Here is a 20,039-nt window from a genome sequence, read left to right on the forward strand (position 1 = left end):
TCGCACTAAAAATATCTTAGGTTGTTTTTTTAGAAACATGACTAATAAACTCTTGGGCAAAACTGCGTTTAGTGGTGTCGGTTGTTTCAAATATAGGAGATTCTATTAAAACATGTGTGTCACTCGTTATTTTTATGTGGTTAGGGCTATATATTTTTATTTCACTATTAACGACAATCTATTTCCAGTCGCCCCCATTAACATTTATTTCAAGGCCACCGGCAGTGATGTTAGTCTGTTGTCCCTCATCGTAGTTTCTGTCAACTTCTTAGTAACATGATGTAGCTCGACGCCGTCTATCTTACTCTCTCTTCCATCTTTAATTGTCACGTTATCACCACCGCTGATGATATTCAGCGTACGCCCATTCTTAATGGTTTCCGTCTGGCTGTTATTAAAGGTCGTGATTTCGTCCTGCTCGACCGTGGTCGTGCCCTTTGCCCGGTAATAAAACGATGCATCACCGGTAACATCGTCCTTCTGCTCTTTCAGGATGGTGGTGGTGCGATTTCCATCAGCGTTAACCGTCTTGTTATTTTCGACCGAGACTTTTATGTCTTTCCCGGAGTGCAGTTCAACGGCTTCGCTGCCGGGGCAATCCTCGAAGAAAAGATAGCTGGCGTTGTCTTTGTTGCCATCCTTACTGCGCGTCATAAAGCCCATGCGCGTTGAATCGTCGGGCAGTGACGACGGCGGCATGCTCGCTTCGTTGTAGACGCGCCCGGTCACGATTGGCCGGTTCGGGTCGCCGTTGATGAAGTCAATCACCACCTCGTCCCCCACGCGCGGAATTTGTACCCCGCCGAAGCCCTGGCCTGCCCAGGCGCTCGGCACGCACACCCAGCGGGAGCTGGTGTCATCCCCTTTAGCCTGCCGGTCCCAGTGGAATTTCACCTTTATCCGGCCATATTTGTCCGTCAAGATACTCTCGCCCTGCGGGCCGACCACCTTTGCCGTCTGCGGGCCGTGGGTTTTCGGCCACGCCGTCACCGGTGCCGGGCGGAACACCACCGACGAGGGAATGATGGTGAAATACATTTGAAATTGGTCTTCAGTAAAAAATCTTGGCTGTCAGACTGAGAACGTTGAATTATATACATATCCAGAATCACCCTGAAAATCATAGACCAACAACAATCAGCCTTGCCAAATTACTGTTTACTTTTCAAAACAGCCAAAGCGCCACAGAATTTTTGTAATAATAAACATTTAACACATTAAAAATGAGAAAAATGAACAGGATGCCAAACAATACTGATAATAACTTTGGCATCAAGCCTTTGCGTTAGTGATTATAATTACCAAAGTTTATAGATATGATGGTCATTTTTACTTTTGTGCATCAAATAAAATATTTAGAATAATCTTCCAGAGTCAATATTCTACCTCAATGCCTAATTTACCGCAGAAAGAATTGTTTATAATATTAGCTATACCGAACTCAAAAGTATGCTGAGCTATTTTTAAGGAGAACCACTTATCAAAAATAAAAAAGCGTTTATAGTTGAGTGACATGTTTGATTTTTATTCTTTTCTGCATTTGAGGGGCATAAAAAGCACCCATATTTCCTCGTCCATAGATTTTACGTCCCTCAACATCCAAAGTATAAACTGCCGTTATGTTCCCTAAATCACCTGTGGAAGCAGGCTTTATCTTATCGATTATGGACATAATTGGTCTTTCTTCAGCCCCCCTCACCCTTTTACCAACTGAGATAAACTAAAATATACTTTTCGACCAAGAAAAGGCAAAAGCGCATCACCCTCAAAAACTAATGCCAAAGTAATCAGAAAAAAATCAAGAACAGCCTCATACCAATAAGCCTCGCCAATAGCAATCACTGACTCAATAATGGTCTATCATTACCATCCCGGACGAAAACAATTTTCTTTTCTTCTTCATCTGTCTTAGCCTGGTATTTATTACCAACTTGCCACGCATCAATTGTTATAAGCATAATTGTTTCTTTATGCGCCTCGACTAGCCAAGTTTTATTTGTAATGACATCTTCAATGCGTAATTTCATCTCAACAACTGGGTTGTTGTTAAAAAATATCCCTGTTTGCCTCATAGACAGAATTATGGCGTTAACATCGTGGCCTTCTGAGATAAAATACTGCTCTCTCTGTTGGTATTTTTTAATTCTGTATTTCACAAAATTATGAAATACAAACATTATCACAATCATAACGGCCACGAAAATGTAATTATTGGTCGTCATTGATTAATCCTTAATTTAAAAAACGCAAAAAAATGCAAAACCTGCCGTTTTAAACTACCACTTTCAACTCTCGCCCCTTCAACTCGTTGCGCATTAACCAAGCTTCTGCCAAATGCCATGGACTTATGTGCTACATCAACACTAGTATATGCGTAACTGATAATTTTACCAGCCATCGCAAGACTTGTTGCTGAAAACTGGATATAGTAGATGCTTGATGAATTTGTTGCAAAACTATTTATATCAACGTCAGAACGCTCAAGCACTGGAGAATCGATAAAGACTTTAGTAGCACTTTTTATTTTTATATCTTTTTCTGATGAGATGAGAATACCTGAGGTAACGCTTTGTTCCCTTGCCCCTTTCACTTTAACTTTCACATCACCAACTATATTTTGTTGTTGCCCATTAGCTGAGATATCCAATTTTTCACCTTTGCTAATTCTTTTAATGGAAACCCCCTCCATTTCAGCATGATTATTCCCTACTAACTTCAGATAACGATCACCATTAATTTCAGCATTGTCATCATCAATCGTCCTTCTGCTCTTTCAGGATGGTGGTGGTGCGGTTGCCATCAACGTTAACCGTCTTGTTATTTTCGACCGAGACTTTTATGTCTTTCCCGGAGTGCAGTTCAACGGCTTCGCTGCCGGGGCAATCCTCGAAGAAAAGATAGCTGGCGTTGTCTTTGTTGCCATCCTTACTGCGCGTCATAAAGCCTACGCACGTTGAATAGTCGGCGATAAGTAATAACACATGCGCATGCAACAATGATACCTATAATAGCCATGAAGTTCGAAACGATAAAACCGGTATCAACCACAATTAATTCTTGAGAAACAACATATTGTTAAGTTTGAATATATTATTATAATATTTCACTTTCAAAATAGAGCATATTATGGAAAGGATCCGTGTGCAAATAAACAGCTGAAACCTTTGCGCGACTTTATAATTACATATGTTCATCGTTTTGATCACAGTTCGTGAATGTTTTTTTTCGGTAGGCCGTACCATTTTCGGCATTAAACACATAGTCCAGCTCAATGTTAAACACGCCAAGTTTCGAAGGTGTATCAGGGACTATTTTTGTAATGATCGCCTCAACATAAACTGGATTAATAAGTATTTATTTTTCGCTTCGGCCGTTTTTATAATTACGAATAATTGTTGACAAAACAATGGTAATAATAATCACAGGAAAAACGATGTGTAAATACTTTAAACACTGCTTTATACTGGCTCGCCTTATAAAAAAACTTGGATGCCCGAAGCACCACTTTACCTACCCTACTAAGAGCAATAATTGGCGTTTTCGGGGCGAACTTTATTCCATTTCAGATGGCATTAGTAGAATCTGCTGAGGGTCGTTAGGCATGTAATAAAGAATAACTGTATTATTTCTCATCACCTTAATTAGATCCTCAGGAGTAAAGTATCTTTTGGTCGTCGCCTTCACCACTCCCTCTTTAGTAGCAAACTCAACAACCATATGGAAACGTGTGTTTCCTGTTCCTGAAGCGCCAATTTTTTCTTTACTAATTATTTTAGCCTCCGTTCTAATCCCTTCCTTTTTAAATTTATCGTAAGTCGCACCCGTGCGGTAGCATACAGCGATCACACCGGCACATACAATTATTAGACCTGCAATTGTAATTAAAGGAGAATTGAACAAGGTTATTACCCCACTATGAATAAGTTATTAAAAAAACTTTTAAGATTTGACTTAGTTATCTCAATCTTGTTTCTGAGTCTAACTCTTGTATCAGCATCGCTTAAATCTATATTTTTAGTTGAGCTATCGACAATGTTATGAGCGACTCATAATCCAGTCAAACCACCAGAAGCACCAGTGAAAGAAATTGATAACCCCGTAAAAGAAGTTGACATCCCCTTAGCATTACTCACCCAGAACGGAGCATCAATATCTACATTAGTATCACTTTTTATTGATATAGTCCCTGGAGAATAAACATTTACAGCCCCTAATATTGTCGCATCGAAATTTCCTTTAATACTCACGGCTGCATTGCCTTTTACATCTGTGATTTTATTTTGATGTACAGTGAGCATGTCAACCCCATCAACTTCTGTTACCACCCCTTTTTTATATGTTATTTTTGTAGCTGCACTTATAGACGAACTTGATGCGGAAGCCAAATAATCAGAGGCTGTAGGAGTTGCCCCCATTGCAGATATTACCTGAACTTTTGTCTGCTTTATTTCATAATAAACTGTTTTTACAGCACTTGATTTACCGTTAGCATCAACTACCTGCAAAAAAAAACAACTTCAGGGACTTCATACATGATTTTATTTGCAGCTAATGTACTTACGCTTGCATCTGTTTTAATCACCAGGTTCTGAGTATGTGTATTATCCGAATATCCCTTTACCGACTTAGTCTCATTATCGACTATCGTCTCTTTTCGGCCTTTAGCCGTAACGGCGATTGTCTGGCCACTATTGTATATTTGTGTATCGTGTTCATCGACAGTCACTGAACGGGTTGTTTTATGTTCATAAATTGTCGCTTGATGAACAACTTCATTATGTACACCTTCAAGTGAAACATTCATGTCGCGTTCAGAATGCAGATCGACAGATTCGCTACCCAGCCTGTCTTCAAAGAACAAATAGCTGGCGTTGTCTTTACTTCCATCCTTACTACGCGTCATAAAGCCCATGCGCGTTGAATCGTTGGGCAGTGACCATGGCGGCATGCGCGCTTCGTTGTAGACGCGCCCTGTCACGATCGGACGGTCCGGGTCGCCGTTGATGAAGTCAATCACCACTTCATCCCCCACGCGCGGAATTTGCACCCCGCCGAAGCCCTGTACACCCAGCAGGAGCTGGTGTCGCCCCCTTTCGCCTGCCGGTCCCAGTGGGACTTCACCTTTATCCGGCCATATTTATCCGTCCAGATGCTCTCCCCCTGCGGACCCACCACTTTAGCCATCTGCGGGCCGGGTTTTCGGCCACGCCGTCACTGGCGCCGGGCGGAAAACTACCGACGAGGGAATAACGGTGAAGTCAGCGCGGTGCACCGTCTCGCCGCCTGACCCGCTGGCATAGCGGTTTTCTTCCAGGAAGTAGTTCGCCTCGGTGGTCAGGTACTCGCCGGTATCGTTGAAGAACGGCGCGTGCCGCCGGCAATCCTCTGCGTCGGCACATTCACCGTTACCGGCTGGCCGAGCAGCTGGCTGCGGTCGATGCGCGCGTCGGTGCCCAGCACGGTCAGGGAGAAGGCAAATGCCTCAGACAGCGCCTCGCGCCCGGAAAGTTTCCAGAAAAGCAGGCCGTCTACCGGCAGCTTGACCGTGATCCTCTCTTGCATGGTGAAGTCCTCTGTGACACTTAATTTTGATAAATGGTGAGGCTGGCAGTGCAGCGTTAGCGGGCGCGATGGAATTTCAGGCTTTGAATAATTTCCTGATACTGCTGCTGGTAAGACTCACTGAATTCGCCCGGGCAGGTGCCGACATAGCTGACCATTTTCTGTCCCGCAGCCGGATCGGCCAGCAAAATGATGGTCTGTCGCTGATAAATGATCCGATTGTCATTGCTGAACTGATAAAAGAGCTCAACGGCAGGATTACCGTCAACGTCTAACATTTGGGAGGATTCGAGGTGAAAATCGGTGAGCGACATCTCCAGCTCGCGGATCTTTCTTGCGGCGACGGTATGAACTTTATCATCGGCTTTGGCGCTGGCACGAGAGACGACAAATGTGAATTCGCTGCCACCGTTATTACTGTGTGTTAATACATTCATAGTTCTGTCTTTTTGATATGTCGGACGAGACTAAGGTCGTGATGAAAAGAAAAAGCCTTTGCTCCCTGCGGCAAGGTGAAATGATACGCGCGGGATGGTGTTCCCGCGCGCGACCGGGTCAGGGTGCCCGGGAGAATAACAACTACCGCGGCTGAGGATTGATAAGCCAGGTACCCGGATTAGCAATATCGATAGTCTGACTGCGAGTCTGACCATTGACTTCCAGCACAAGCTCATAATGACCTGGTTTCACTTTCAGTGAGGCAAAACCGTTGGTGGCCGGTGAAACAGACTGGCTTTCGCCGTTGAGCGTCAGCTTCTCACCCTCATTCATTCGAACAAAGAGTTGCGCTATCGGCTCCTGCGAGGCTGCTGGCGCGGCGCTCGGCGTTTCGCTTTGGCTTTGTGCTGGCGGCGTAGACGGTTGTGTAACAGGCTCCGTCTGGCGCGGCGGCTCAACAGGCGCGCTATTCTGCTGCGACGCTGTTTCGCTCGCTGTCTCCGTGGTGGCCTTTTCCGGCTCTGAGCTGCCGCTAAACAGCAGCGCGCCAGCTACAACGCCGACTACCACACCAGCGGCGACTAGCGCAGGAAGTTTGTAGCGTTGCCAGCCAACTGCCTCGACTTTTTCCGGTGTCTCTTCAACAGGTACCAGCATCGTACCTGGCTGCTTCACGCTCAGCACATCATCAATGCCAGCTACCGGCATTTCAATCAGCGCAGCAAACTCATCCACTGATTGCGGACGATCTTCCATCTTCAACGCCAGCGCGCGATCCACTGCCTGTAATAACGCATGAGAGTAGCCTGGCAGTCCGCGCTGGGTTAGCGGGACATAGGTGTCCTGAATACTGCGCACCACGCTAACCGGCGGCGGTGAGCCAATGATCATGGTGTGCAGCACGGCACCCAGAGCGTAGATATCGGTCCACGGCCCCTGCTCGCTGTCGTTATCATCAGTATACTGCTCTATCGGCGCATAGCCCGGGCGGAGCATGGTTTCAGTTTCATCAGAGACTGAGCCAATACTGCGGCGCGCGGAGCCAAAATCAAGCAGTACCGGTAAGCCGTTTTCCTGAATCTGGATATTATCCAGCGAGATATCACGATGGAGATAATCCTCGTCGTGAATGGTTTTGATTGCCCCCAGCAGCATCGGCAGCATGCGGCGGATCCAGGCTTCATTGATCAGCGCCGGATTCTTTTCGCGCAGGCGCGACAGCGTCGTGCCGCTGTAGAACACCGTCCCCATGTAGGCGGTGTCGTTTTGCACCCAGAAACGCAGCACGTGCAGCAGGTTCGGGTGGTTAAAACGGGCCAGTAAACGGGCTTCCTGGATAAAACTGTTCAAACCGGCGGTAAACGCTTTGCTGAAGCGCTCGCTGCGCAGCACCAGCGTCATATCGTCGTTACGCACTGCCAGTGAAGAGGGCATAAACTCTTTAATCGCGATGGTCCGCTCAAGCTGGTGATCCCAGGCGCGATAGACGATGCCGAACCCTCCACCACCGATCACTTCTTTAATTTCAAACTCATTGAAGCGATATCCCGGTGGCAGCGCGTTCGGTACACTCCGGTTGTTATCGTGATCCGTCATATTGGAAAACTCTCTTGATAATGGCGTTACGCCGCAAACTGACAGTGAAACTCACCCTGCTCAAACGTGACACGTAAACGCTTATAATGCTCGTCTCGCGCGCTGGCGTCGAGTAATAGCTGGCTCATAAGCGGCAGCAGAGTGTTGGTAAGGATGGCGTCTACCATACGGCCGCCCGATTCCACTTCCGTACAGCGGGCAACGATCTGCTCAACCACGCTCTCATCCACTTCGGAGATGATGCCATGGTTCTCTTCCAGACGACGCTGGATGCGCTTAAGCTGCAGACGCACAATCATCGCCAGCATCTCATCGCTCAGCGGATAGTACGGTACTACCAGCAGACGGCCCAACAGCGCAGGCGGGAAAACCTGCAGCAGCGGCGCGCGCAGCGCATCACGCAGGGCATCCGGCTCCGGCATCAGATCCGGGTCGGCGCACATGCCGGTAATCAGATCGGTACCGACGTTGGAGGTGAGGATAATAATGGTGTTACGGAAATCGATATGACGGCCTTCGCCATCCTCCATCCACCCTTTATCAAACACCTGGAAGAAGATCTCATGCACATCCGGGTGCGCTTTTTCAATCTCATCCAGCAGCACCACGCTGTAGGGGCGACGGCGCACGGCTTCGGTTAACACGCCACCTTCGCCATAGCCAACGTAGCCCGGAGGTGCCCCTTTCAGGGTGGAGACCGTGTGCGCTTCCTGGAACTCGCTCATATTGATGGTGATGATGTTCTGCTCGCCACCGTAAAGCGACTCTGCCAGCGCCAGCGCGGTTTCCGTTTTACCCACCCCCGACGGGCCGCAAAGCATAAACACGCCGACCGGCTTATTCGGATCGTCAAGGCGCGCGCGCGAGGTACGAACACGTTTGGCAATCAGCTCCAGACCGTGACGCTGACCAATAACGCGCTCGTTTAAGGTGTCGGCCAGCTTCAGCACTGCGTCGATCTCATCTTTTACCATTCGACCCAGCGGAATACCGGTCCAGTCAGAGACCACGGCGGCAACCACGTTGGCATCAACGGAGGTAAAGAGTAACGGCTCGTCGCCCTGCAACACGCGCAGCGCATTTTGCTGCTCGGTAAGGGTGGCGCGTAGCTCGCTCAACGACTCTTCCGGTGCGGTATGCAGCTGTGCGCGCTGGGCGATAATGCTGTCCACCAGCGCCTGCTCCTGCTCCCAGCGCTGCGTTAGCTCATCGCGCTGCGCGGCCAGTTTCTCGAGATCGGCCTGCAGTTTCACCACGCGCTCGCTGTCACCCACGGCGACTTTGGCTTCACGGTTGGCGATCTCAATCTCCACGTCCAGCGCATCAATGCGGTGCTGGCAATCTTCCAGCTGCGGCGGCGGTGAACTCTGGCTGACGGCAACGCGGGCACAGGCGGTATCAAGCAGCGCAACCGCTTTGTCAGGCAACTGACGTGCCGGAATGTAGCGGTGCGACAATTTAACGGCCGCCACGACGGCTTCATCAAGCAGCAGTACGCGGTGATGTTTTTCAAGCGCCGACACGGTGCTGCGCAGCATCAGTACCGCTTTCTCTTCATCTGGCTCGGCGACCTGGACGGTCTGGAAACGACGGGTCAGTGCCGGATCTTTCTCAATGTATTTTTTATACTCGGCCCAGGTGGTGGCACCAATAGTGCGCAGCTGCCCACGCGCCAGGGCGGGTTTAAGCAGGTTGGCGGCATCGCCGGTGCCCTGCTGGCCACCTGCGCCAATTAGGGTATGAATCTCATCGATAAAAAGAATAATCGGCGTCGGACTGGACTGCACTTCGTTAATTAGCGCCTGCAGACGCGCTTCAAATTCCCCTTTCATCCCCGCGCCCGCTTGCAGCATGCCGATATCAAGCAGCCACAGCTGAACGTCAACCAGCGGCTCGGGAACGTCGCCGCTGGCGATACGCAGGGCCAGCCCTTCCACCACGGCGGTTTTACCTACCCCGGCTTCACCGGTCAGCAGCGGGTTGTTCTGGCGACGACGCATCAGGATATCAACCATCTGGCGGATCTCTTCGTCGCGCCCGACAACCGGATCGATCTTGCCATCACGCGCGCGCGCGGTGAGATCCTGACCATACTGGGTAAGCGTTCCTTGTTGAGCGGGTGCAGCAACGCCACTTTCATCATTCAGCGCGACCGTTGCCTGCTGCGTCTCTTTGCTGCTGGCGCAAATGGTGTCGAAATTATCCAGCAGCGCATCGGCGCTAACGCGATCAAATTGTGGAGAGATGCCTTTTAGTACGTTGGCGAGGCTCCAGGTTTTCAGGATCCCCGCGAGCAGGTGTCCGCCGCGAATACGGGTGACGCCAAATTTCAGCGAACCATATACCCATGCACGTTCAACCGCCGTATCAATGTGCTCTGACAGGTCGGATACGGAACTTGCGCCGCGCGGCAGTTTATCCAGTGCCGCCACGATATCGCGCGTCAGCGCCTGTTCATCAAGGGAAAAGTGGCGGATAACGTGCTGTAAATCGCCATCAGACTGTTGCATCAATTGATGCAACCAGTGAACCAGCTCCACATAAGGGTTACCCCGCAGCTTACAAAATGCGGTGGCGCTCTCCAGCGAGGTGAACAAGAGTGTGTCGAGTTTGCCGAATAAGACGGCGCGGCTGATTTCTGACATGGGTTCTTCCATTATTCATAATTAATTAGCACTTCATCCTTCGTGCTGTCTCGTCGATGGCGGCCCCATCTCCTTTCTCGCTTACGGGTATAAGCGTCCGGGATACGCCGGCTTGCCGTGCAACGCAACGCGAATGATTTTGTGCAGACGTCAGACAGGGATGCAAAATCGAAGGATTACCCCTCCGGGCTAAATACCAAATCTCCACGCGCTTCTGGCGTCGGTTGCGTACCGAGCCAGGCGCTATACCCCAGACGGCTGTCACCGCCCAGCGCTGCGCCGGTGACATCTTCGCTGCGCAGGATAACTTTCACCGCCCACTGATACTCAATGCCCAGGTACTGGCGCACCCAGTCACGCAGGGCGGCGACATACTTCTCCCCCGGCAGAAAACGCCGGTAAGTTTCAGCCGGGAGCGGACCGATTTCAATGCGAAATTTATGGCACACATCGCGCACCGCCTCGCCAAGAAAGGTGGATTGCCCCAGGCGCGGCGCATGCCTTCCGCCCTGCAGTCGCGCGCGCTCACGCGGGCTAAGCGGCATCCACTGCGGAACGTTCTCCACAATGTTAATTGGCACGTTGAAATAGCCACGCAGGATCTTCGCCAGCCCTTCAGGGTCGCGGCCGTTGCGGGTCAAGTGCCCTGCCAGCGCGAAACGGGAGTGAGGGCTAAGGGTTCCCTTCTCCAGCTGTCCCGGCTGCCCCATGCCGATTAACGAAGCAATATAGTGTTCGAAGCGATTATTGTCTTTGCGATCGAGGGAGACCGTCGGCTGGGCGTCTGCCCAGGCACGATAAAAGAGCAGCGTCAGACGATGATGGAAGAGATCGGCAAAGGCGCTCATGCTCTCATCCTGATGGTGATCGATACGCTCGCGCGCATACTCCGTCAAATGGATGGGCAGCGGGCCGTTAGGGCCAAAGAGCCCAAAGCTGTAAATCGACACATCATAAAGAGGCGAAGCTTCACGTTTTTTGACTCCAGCGAGCGTCGCCGGCGCGAAGCCGAGCGATGGCGTTTGCCCGACGCGCAGCGACTCAAAGCGTGGCAGCGGCGCACGCCCCAGCGGGTAGCGCTCACCACCGCGCGCATCCACGCGACGCAGCAAAGTAAAAAGATCGTAACGCCACGGCGTTGCCATCACGTTCTGCCAGAAGGCATCCGGTAAGCTATTGACGCGAACAATTGCAGGCTTTAGCGCTGGCTTGTCGGTCATATCAGCGCCCTCTTGCCCATACGCGGCGGCCAGTACCCCACTTCGCCGCGCTGTTGGCTTTTAAGAGTAAACTCCGTGAAGCTGTTCATGCCAACCAGCCGGGCAAAGACGCGCTCCAGCACGCTGCCAAAGAGCCACGGGCTGAAACCGGAGAAGGCCTGCTCATCAACGGTAAGGGTAATGCCCACGCCGCGGGCGAAAACAATCGGCCCCGGCTCCGGCACCCGGCGATGCACAGGCTCCAGCACGCAGTGGCGCACGCCTTCGATCTGGCGCGCAACCGGCGCTTCGGCCAGCCGGGTATAGAGCCCAAGCAGCTGGCGCAGCGCCGCTGCGCCTTCGCCGTTTTCGCCATCCATCAGGCTGAGGTAGTTCATCTGTAACTGGCTGATTAAGCGCCAGGTACTGAGTCCTTCCGCCAGTGCGGGCCGCGGCGGCGTCGGCCCTTTACGCAGCGTGAGGGATTTCACAGGCAGCGAATCGGGCAGTACAAACTGCCCCATATCCTGCTGCAGCATTAGCGGCAGATCGCGGCTCGTGCACAGTACCTCTGCGGTGATATAGCGTAGATCTTCTCGCCACGGCGCATGCTGCTCATCCACCAGTGAGGCGAACACCTCAGAGCCGATATAGCCGGTGCGGGTGCCGTAGCGCTGGGCGTGCTCAGAGAGCGCGCGCTGCTCGCGGCGCACAGAGAAGTAAGCTCCGTAATTGCCCTCATCCTGGCTCCAGCTGCTCCAGAACGGACGGAACGTCTGCTCATCGCGCTGACCATCGACACTGGCGTGAATTTTACCGACAGAGTAAATCTCATAATCCAGCGGACGAATGTTATCGACCACCAGATGGTATTCGTGCAGGCTTTCGCTCAGCTTTTGCCGCTCGGCGACTTTAGGAAACAGATTGATGACCGGGGTACAGTGCAGCGCCAGATGACTCTTATCCACCACCCGCTCCAGCTGACCGTCCGCTTTATCGAGCAGGATAATGATATCAAAGGATTTAGCTTCGCCGCTGCTTGCCAGCATGGCACTCAGCCCCTGCAGGCTGATAAAGAGGAAGCGCGACGGGAAAGCAAAATACTCCTGGAGCAGTCGGTAACCGTCAAAATTACGCAGATCGTCAGGCAGCAGAGACTGGTTAGCCTCAAAGCCCTCCTGGCGCAGCGCGTCATCTGCCAGCACATGGAGTGCCGCCTGCGGGGCGTTTGCCTGGCAAACCATACCTACCTGATGCTCCATCAGCAGCTCAAGCAGTTGCAGCGCCTGCATGTCAGGCCCGCTCAGGAAGAGTTCCAGGCGGTCAAAGTCGAGATGGCTAAGGTTGACCGGGCCATCGCAGCTCAGGCGAATACGCAACGCGCTCTGCGCCCCGCGCTGGCTTAAACCGACCTGCGCGAGAGGGAGATCGGCAGGCACGCCGCCAAGCTCAACCTGGCTGATTTTTAGCGGCAGTAGCGTCACGTCGTGAGCGGTGGTGTAGCTGCAGGTGACACCATTCTTTTTCATCACCTGGCTGTCCATCATGGTGCCGCGTGGCACCACAAAGCCATTGCTCAGATCGCCTTTAGCGCTATCCGGTTGCAGTTCAGCAATCGCCATCGAGGGGGTAGGTGCCAGGTAGTTTGGCGCGACCATCTCCAGCAGACGCTGGGAGAAGCGTGGAAACTCGGCGTCCATTTTTAACTGTACGCGGGAGGTGAGGAAGGCGAAGCCCTCCATCAGGCGCTCGACATAGGGGTCGGAAACGTCCATTCCACGCATGCCCAGACGCCCGGCCACTTTTGGGTAGCGCCCGGCAAACTCCTGGCCCATTTCGCGCAGCCAGGCGAGTTCGCGGTTGTAGTACTCCAGTAATTTGCTTTCCATGAATTACCCCGCGTCTTTCAACTCGAAATGCCCATTTTCAAGATCCACATCGGTGCGAAAAAGGAACTCCAGCGGATAGGGCACGCACCACAAACGACCTTTGATCTCAATCGACAGAATATTGTGCAGATCCAGCGATTTCGTATCAGAGATGCAGCGCACCTGCAGACCCTGCGGCAGGATGCGCGGCTCAAAATGGATGATCGCATCAGTGAGCTTGCGTTGAATGTCATGCCATTCGATATCAGACATGCGCTTGCCAGCCAGCGGCGAGACACCGAAGTTTACCACCGAGCGGCGCACCTCATCGAAGCCGGAGAGATCCTGCTGCGCTTCGTTATTAATGGTATTAAACAGCCACTGCAGATCGCGCAGCACGTTGCGGCGCAGCGCCGAGTGGGTAATCAAATTGTTATTCGCCGGCTCCTGCTTTTTGTCCGGCGCGTCGTCCGTCAGACGATCGAGCAGCGAGGGCTGCATTTTATCGCGCGCGCCGACGTTCTCTTTGCCGCGACGCGAACGCCAGCCGCTACGCAGCAGATCGCCCTCATCATGTTGCGCAGAATTACTCATCCGTTGCGTCCGCAGCGAAAGTCACTGTGGCGAGATCGAGCAGCGAATATTCGGCGCTGTCATTTAGCCACACTTTTTGTCCAAGCCCATGGTAGTGCGGAGACCCGGCTGCCAGCGGTTGCCATTCGGTAACGCGACAGAGCTTAAAACGATCTTCGGCACTGGCATCAAGCGGATAGCGCGCCGGGATCTGGCACACTTGCTCACTGCCATCGCGCAGTCGCACCAGCGTATGACGCCACACCAGGTCAGTAACACTGGCAGGTGCCTGAAATTGCATCGCCGAAATGGCGCTGAACGGCAACCAAAAGTATCGGCCATTAACAATGGCTTCGCATACCGGCCCGAAGCGACTATCGCCATCCATCAGCCAATCGAAAGCCACCGTCTGCCCATCCTGCATCGCGAGTTGGCCGGGGTTAGCGTCGGCCTTCTCCAGTGCCGCGTCACGCAGCGCGTCAACATCACTACCCTGCGGATCCAGCGCGCTAATCATCTCTGCCAGCCACGGATACTGCTCAACCGGTGCAACTGGGCGTGCGCGCCCGGCCATAACGTCGGCACGCTGACGCTCGCCTTCGATCGCCTGCTCCAGCAGGGTGACGGTCGGCTGCGCCTGCGGCTTGAGCGCCTGCCAGCTTTTCAACTGCGCCTGGGCGCGTGTCCAGTTGCCGTCAAGGCAGAGCAGCTGCGCGAACGCGGCGCGTAAGTCGGCATCGCTCGGCTGACTGCGAATACGGCTCTCGAGCTGCGCGAGGCTATCCTGCAGGGATTCACCCGCCAGTTGTTGAAATAAGGTATTCATGGCTGCTCCTTAGTTGACGGTTTTGTACGTCCCAACTGCGGGATCGCGCAACTGCGGATGCAGGGAATCAATCAGCAGAATATTGAGGCGGGTACCCGGCTCGAACCACGGTGTCCAGACTTTGCGCACTTCGTCAAGCCGCGCTTTTAAGCGCGTGGCATCGCTGGCAACTTCGCGCGAAATCTCTACGGCGACGGTGCCGTTGGCCTGCCAGCCATTGAGGCTGCTAACGTAAGGCAGGATCATCCAGCTTTGCGCCAGGCTGCCTTCGCTGACCACCATGCGTTCATTATTCACGGTGGTAATAAGCAGGCGGTCGGCGTCAACTTTGTCGCTCAGGCCGCTCACCGGGAAGCCATGGACAAAGGTCATGGTGATTTTCTTTTCAGCACCATTGCTGATCTGCATAACATCGCTGCGACCGTTCAGCCAGCCGCCCTTCTCGCATTTGCCATCCTCTTTAGCCGGGATGAAGAGTGCCGCCGCGCTGGCGTCACCCTGCCAGAAAGTGCGCAGATGGCAACCATCCTGTAAGGTAAACTCCTGCCACGGTGCGCGATTAGCAGGTGGGGAGAGATCTTCAGGACGGCCAACCGGCTGTTGCAGAGTTGTGGTTTGCGCTGGCGCTGCGCCGTTTGACGTTACGACCGGCTGCCACTCTTTTGCCTTATCTGCAGTTCCTTCGGCCAACGTCGCGCCCTGCGCGTCAGTCAGTTTCCAGTGAACCTGCGTCAGCGTGCCGCACTGATTTTCCAGCAGCGCGCCAAGACGGGGTAAGAAGTTGTTCAGAACGGAGGGTTTTTTCTCGCCGCCGGTGACAATGCGCAGTGGCAACATCTTGCCGCACCAGCTTTTAGGAGTGTTATCCTCAACATTGTCGATCCAGACATCCAGTTTTTGCGAAGGCGATTGCACGATGCGGTAGTTTTCTGCCTGCGCGCTGCCACATGCCGCAAGCAGGGCCAAACCCGGTAGCCAAAGTTTCATAAAAGTCCTTGTAAGCTGTATCAATCACGAAGAGGGAAAAACTGAGCGGCTTCAGAGATCGTATGCAAAAGCGTGGTCTCCTGAGGCGTACCCATCCACACCGCCACGGCGCTGTAGTTATCCTGCTGGGTTTGCGAGCCGGCACCGTTCTTCAGCAGGATTTGATTCATTAATGTCAGCCACTCGTCGGGTGTGTTGACCATGTGCAACGACTGTTGCATCTGCTCTTCAGTAACACCGTGCCAGAAACCATCCGTACACAATAAGAAGGCATCACCATCTTCAATTGGCACCACATCGCTGTAGCTTGGCTCGCGCTCATCTTCGCCGAGGCCAAGCGCGAAATAGAGCAGGTTGCCGTTGATACCTTCAACCTGATGTCCAGCGTCTTTCATCTGCTGGACCAGGCTGTGATCGGTGGTCACATGATAGAGCCAGCCGCGGCGAAAGAGATAGAGACGGCTGTCTCCGGCGTGCGCCCAGTAAGCCAGCTCATAGTCGCGATCGATAAACAGGCTGACCATGGTGGTGCCCATGCGATTGTAATCCCGTACCGCTTGCTGCTCTTTACGGATTGCACGGTTCGCGCCGTTGATATAGTTGCGAATATACTGGGCATTGAGGTGCTCATCGCCGTCAAACTCGGTGATGATGGCATTGCGCGCCAGCTCAGCCGCCTTGTCACCGCCGGGCAAACCGGCGATGCCATCGCAGACGACAAAACAGGCGGCGCGCTCGCCGATAGTTTCTCCGGTCTGATCCTGATTACTGGCACGCTCGCCTTGTCGTGATATTGAGGCGGTGCTGATATTCATTCTTCCGATCCGCTTTGTGAGTCTTTGTACTGGTTAACCTCCATGTCGTAAGCGTGCAGGAACGCTTCACCGAACAGGGTATGGAAGTCATCGTCAATCTCACCGGCGGTTTGCGCATAAGTGCGCACAAAGTAGTCCCACATCGCGGCCTTGCGGTTGGAGAGCACGCCAAGACGTGAGGTCGCACCATCACGTTTCGCATCTTCTTCCAGCTGCTCAGGATTAAAGGATTGCAGCATCGCCGCGATAATCGCGCGGATACCGGAGATCATTCCCAGCTGGTGCGCCTGCAGATCGATCAGCGCATCGCGCACCGATTTTTTTGGCGGCATAAAGCCCGGCATACGGTTACCGAACATCTGCATCAGTACAGTTTTACCCGACGGCAACAGTTTGAACGGGTTGTTCGCATCGTCCAGTACCATCGTCATATCTGCTTTCACGCCACGCTTTAAGATTGAACGCGAAGAGAGCAGCGCGACGGTCCCCTGCGAGAACATACTTAACATCTGGCCAAACTGACGCATGTTCTCCTTATCAAACTGCGGAACGGGCTGCATATCGCCAAGACCCATCCCTTCCAGCAGCGCTTCAAGCAACTCGCCTTGCAGCACATCGCCGCTGTCGCCGGAGGTGCTGGCAGGTGCTGATTTCGCGCCGGGGCTCTGCACCGGATCGATACGCAAGCGCCCTTTCGGCGTCTGCGCCGCACTGCGCTGAACCGCCTGCGGCGTCGGCAGCGTGATGCCGGCATAATCCTGCTGCTCCTGCGGCTCCTGGAGGCCTTCCTGCAGTGGCAGCGGCTCCTCTTCGGCGAAGAGCGGCGTAGCGCTCAAATCCTCTGCGTGGAGATCGGTAATAATCGGCTGTGGTTCTGCCGGTGGCTCGCTGGCCTGCGGATCGGTAATGATCGGCGGAACCGGCTCCTGCGGTTTCGCAGGCGTCATCTCATCGGCATGGGTCAGCGGTACAGCGCCGCTCAGCAGCCCAAGCGGATCGTCGCTGCGTGCCTGTGGGGCACTGCCGCTGCCGCCAAACAGGGCCAGCGGATCGAGCTCATCACTTTCAGGCGCACTCTCTTTTGGCGACTGTACCGGCTCGACCGGCGGGACCAGGGTCGATGGCGTGGCGTCATTAAAGATGCTGTCGTTTTTGAACAGTTGCTCGTCGTTGAACAGATTGTCCGAATCGAGGGATTTCGGTGCGACCAGCGGCTCATGGTTGTTCAGCAGTGAGAGCGGGTCTTCCGGGTTGCGCTCCGGCTCTTTCGGTTCAGCAAAGGGATTGAGGTTCTGCGGCTCGGCGGCTTTGGCGCGGCTGCTGGAGATGCTGTCGGAGATAGAGAACTCCTGCATCAGGCTGTCCCAAATCTCCGTCGGCACGGAAGCTGGCGCGCTTTCTGCAGCGTTTTTCGGCGCAGCGGCTGGTGCAGGTGCAGGCTTCGCCGCCGGGGCTGGCGTCGGCTTCGGATACATCTCCTCGGCCATGCGGCTTACCGGCTGCGTATCCTGAATAAGATCGCTCACTTCGATGCGGTATTCATCGATACCGAGGATATCCCCATCCTGAAGCTCTACCTGACGGCCGCGCTCAAGTGGGATGTCGTTGAGCACAACGCGCGTAACGTTGCCGCGGTTTGTGACACGGCATTCACCCGTACCAGAGATATGGACAATGGCCTGCAGACGGGAAATAGAGCGGTCGTTATCCGGCAGCACAAGATTGTTGTCAGTGCCGCGGCCAATAGTGCCGCCCGGAGGATAAAAGTCGCAGCGGCTTTGCGGCGGCTGATGACCGGGTTTGTTGGTGATAATAGTGAATCGCATCGCGTATTCCTGCTGGAGTTATGTGCACTCAAACGGCGCCGTTTTGGGTAAAGCGGCTGCGTTTAAATACAAATACTAATATTCAAACAGATTTGCTAACCCTAACTACCGGAGGGTTAGCACTTCTAGTTAGCGGATCGAGTAACGAAGCTCAACTTATTGCGACTCGTCAACCAGCGTTTCGACGCGTTCTCGCATGCTGTTTTTAAGACAGGCAGCGTCCGAATTGCATTGATTACGTTTTTTCAGCCATGCGCGTTGGGCTGATTTTATATCCGCTACCGTTTTAGTATCGCTAGGATCGACTTCCTTCTGCTGGAGTAACCGCACATTGAACGCGTCTGACACGCTGCGATCCCATGCTGCAAGTTCGCTGCTGCCACAGATTGTTTTTTCTGCGTCATTCAGGTTCGCACTGCATGAAAAACCTGGCCTCACCATTTCGCCTGGCTTCACCCGCTGGAGTACAAAGTAGCTGTCATCATTCCAGTTCATTACTAACGTATCTTTAGAGAGTAATGCTACCCAGTTGTCGATGGATAAGCCATCAGGCCCCAGATGTCCCTTTTGGCATTTGAGCAAGATTGGCGTAATTCTCTGATCGCCTGACGCTTTAAGCCCGAAGTCTTTTGCGACCGGTGTTTTGGGCGAAAAGTTACGCATACCTGATGTTTTCTCTATCGCATCATTAAGTGTCATCTGAGATGCAGAAGTATAGGCAGGCTGCTGACAGCTCACCGCACCATCAAGCTCGCCACGCACTGCTTCATTGCTGAAATTAATGACTCGCCCAACATAGCGGGGATCGTCAACTTTCGTATTCACAACAGCCGTAGCAAGGTTATCAGGCTCACCTGAAACTACGCGCCATTCCCCCTTGAGGGCGTCCGGCACCACCGCCTGAGCTACTGTGGTCAACCCCATACCTGCTGTTATCATTACGATCGCAGAAAGCAGTGACACTCTCATAAATTGCTTCCCTTTAAACAGAGATTAACTTTAGTACGACATGGTTCGGGCAAGCGCTTCATCCGCTTACCACTATTGATGACAATTTAATTGATGATCGTCAGGAGATTGCTGCCCCAACAAGAAATGGGATGAGGTTGTAGCAAAAACAAGTCTCAGCATCAAGCTCATGCATCCATCAGGCGGTAACAAGCTTTACTGCAATTACTAGTTTACGGATTGAAGTGCATCAAGCTTGATAAAACCCTCGGTCTTACGCATCGGACCGCCATTTTTCACATCCAGAATTGCAGCGCGTATCCACTCATTGTTGATAGTTTGAATTTTAATAAGCGGCTGAGTGGGATTAACCGCCAGGATATTCGGTGCATCGTGTTCTGGCCAGCGCTTCAAATAGGTGCTATCAACGGCATCTTTTAATATATAAGTTTCAGCCCAAGGCCATAATTCACAACCAGCACTTCGTTCAAGTGCAGCAATGGTTGGTAAAGAGGTGGTCAGCGGTAAAAAAGATATCATGTTGGCACTATATATTGGCTGGTCACATTCAATGTGCTTTTGCAAACCATCAATAGCGATATCACCCGTCTGTTCAACATGCACCTCAGAATATTTTTAAATTCAGAAGGCAAACGCGAGAAGTATTATTCAGGGAGTGCTTTATTAGCAGCGATATTAAGATTAATTATTTTCTCAACCCGGCCTGCATGTCCAATAACGAAATAGCGATACTTT

18 protein-coding genes and 2 pseudogenes are annotated in these 20,039 nt (G+C 52.5%); all 20 read right to left on the reverse strand.

All coding sequences use genetic code 11. The features are described from left to right. Positions 1-16: 16 nt before the first annotated feature. A pseudogene (gene tssI, locus HF650_RS13035) lies at positions 17-1,038 on the reverse strand (type VI secretion system tip protein TssI/VgrG); the annotation flags it as partial. Between the two features lie 460 nt (positions 1,039-1,498). Further along, complete coding sequence (locus HF650_RS13040; RefSeq protein ID WP_223284157.1) at positions 1,499-1,672, reverse strand: hypothetical protein; 174 nt, start codon at positions 1,670-1,672, stop codon at positions 1,499-1,501. A gap of 166 nt (positions 1,673-1,838) precedes the next feature. Continuing rightward, positions 1,839-2,222 (reverse strand): hypothetical protein, encoded by a 384-nt coding sequence (locus tag HF650_RS13045; RefSeq protein WP_187799040.1) that lies wholly within the window; start codon positions 2,220-2,222, stop codon positions 1,839-1,841. Next, a complete protein-coding gene (locus HF650_RS13050; protein WP_187799041.1) occupies positions 2,219-2,647 on the reverse strand; it encodes a hypothetical protein in 429 nt (142 codons plus the stop codon). The genes HF650_RS13045 and HF650_RS13050 overlap by 4 nt, the downstream gene beginning before the upstream one ends. Before the next feature lie 106 nt (positions 2,648-2,753). Next, complete coding sequence (locus tag HF650_RS13055) at positions 2,754-2,939, reverse strand: hypothetical protein (protein WP_187799042.1); 186 nt, start codon at positions 2,937-2,939, stop codon at positions 2,754-2,756. 613 nt (positions 2,940-3,552) lie between these two features. Continuing rightward, positions 3,553-3,900 (reverse strand): DUF3592 domain-containing protein, encoded by a 348-nt coding sequence (locus HF650_RS13060; RefSeq protein ID WP_187799043.1) that lies wholly within the window; start codon positions 3,898-3,900, stop codon positions 3,553-3,555. Between the two features lie 146 nt (positions 3,901-4,046). Beyond that, complete coding sequence (locus HF650_RS13065) at positions 4,047-4,505, reverse strand: hypothetical protein (RefSeq protein ID WP_187799044.1); 459 nt, start codon at positions 4,503-4,505, stop codon at positions 4,047-4,049. A 287-nt stretch (positions 4,506-4,792) separates the two neighbouring features. Then, positions 4,793-5,562 (reverse strand): annotated as a pseudogene (gene tssI, locus HF650_RS13070) (type VI secretion system tip protein TssI/VgrG); the annotation flags it as partial. A gap of 56 nt (positions 5,563-5,618) precedes the next feature. After that, entirely contained in the window at positions 5,619-5,999 is a 381-nt protein-coding gene (locus tag HF650_RS13075) for a DcrB-related protein (RefSeq protein ID WP_187799045.1), read from the reverse strand. Positions 6,000-6,141: 142 nt separating this feature from the next. Then, positions 6,142-7,596, reverse strand: coding sequence for a serine/threonine-protein kinase (locus tag HF650_RS13080; RefSeq protein ID WP_187799046.1), 1,455 nt, complete (start codon positions 7,594-7,596; stop codon positions 6,142-6,144). A 26-nt stretch (positions 7,597-7,622) separates the two neighbouring features. Beyond that, positions 7,623-10,241 carry a type VI secretion system ATPase TssH gene (tssH, locus tag HF650_RS13085; RefSeq protein ID WP_187799047.1) on the reverse strand — a complete coding sequence of 873 codons (2,619 nt, stop codon included), beginning with the start codon at positions 10,239-10,241 and terminating at the stop codon, positions 7,623-7,625. A 176-nt stretch (positions 10,242-10,417) separates the two neighbouring features. After that, on the reverse strand, positions 10,418-11,461 hold the full coding sequence (gene tssG, locus HF650_RS13090) for a type VI secretion system baseplate subunit TssG (RefSeq protein WP_187799048.1): 1,044 nt from the start codon (positions 11,459-11,461) through the stop codon (positions 10,418-10,420). Beyond that, a complete protein-coding gene (tssF, locus tag HF650_RS13095; RefSeq protein WP_187799049.1) occupies positions 11,458-13,329 on the reverse strand; it encodes a type VI secretion system baseplate subunit TssF in 1,872 nt (623 codons plus the stop codon). The genes tssG and tssF overlap by 4 nt, the downstream gene beginning before the upstream one ends. A gap of 3 nt (positions 13,330-13,332) precedes the next feature. Then, a complete protein-coding gene (gene tssE, locus HF650_RS13100; RefSeq protein ID WP_187799050.1) occupies positions 13,333-13,902 on the reverse strand; it encodes a type VI secretion system baseplate subunit TssE in 570 nt (189 codons plus the stop codon). Beyond that, positions 13,895-14,707 carry a type VI secretion system accessory protein TagJ gene (locus HF650_RS13105; RefSeq protein WP_187799051.1) on the reverse strand — a complete coding sequence of 271 codons (813 nt, stop codon included), beginning with the start codon at positions 14,705-14,707 and terminating at the stop codon, positions 13,895-13,897. The genes tssE and HF650_RS13105 overlap by 8 nt, the downstream gene beginning before the upstream one ends. A gap of 9 nt (positions 14,708-14,716) precedes the next feature. Next, complete coding sequence (locus tag HF650_RS13110) at positions 14,717-15,694, reverse strand: hypothetical protein (protein ID WP_187799052.1); 978 nt, start codon at positions 15,692-15,694, stop codon at positions 14,717-14,719. A 20-nt stretch (positions 15,695-15,714) separates the two neighbouring features. Further along, positions 15,715-16,509 carry a protein phosphatase 2C domain-containing protein gene (locus HF650_RS13115; RefSeq protein WP_023480106.1) on the reverse strand — a complete coding sequence of 265 codons (795 nt, stop codon included), beginning with the start codon at positions 16,507-16,509 and terminating at the stop codon, positions 15,715-15,717. After that, the gene (gene tagH, locus HF650_RS13120) at positions 16,506-18,335 is read right to left on the reverse strand and encodes a type VI secretion system-associated FHA domain protein TagH (protein WP_187799053.1); all 1,830 of its coding nucleotides are present in this window, start codon (positions 18,333-18,335) and stop codon (positions 16,506-16,508) included. The genes HF650_RS13115 and tagH overlap by 4 nt, the downstream gene beginning before the upstream one ends. A 156-nt stretch (positions 18,336-18,491) precedes the next feature. Next, a complete protein-coding gene (locus HF650_RS13125; RefSeq protein ID WP_187799054.1) occupies positions 18,492-19,304 on the reverse strand; it encodes a lysozyme inhibitor LprI family protein in 813 nt (270 codons plus the stop codon). Positions 19,305-19,511: 207 nt separating this feature from the next. Then, on the reverse strand, positions 19,512-19,907 hold the full coding sequence (locus tag HF650_RS13130; RefSeq protein ID WP_187799055.1) for a hypothetical protein: 396 nt from the start codon (positions 19,905-19,907) through the stop codon (positions 19,512-19,514). Positions 19,908-20,039 lie beyond the last annotated feature (132 nt).

It is taken from the genome of Kosakonia sp. SMBL-WEM22 (assembly GCF_014490785.1).
Classification (GTDB): Bacteria; Pseudomonadota; Gammaproteobacteria; order Enterobacterales; family Enterobacteriaceae; genus Kosakonia.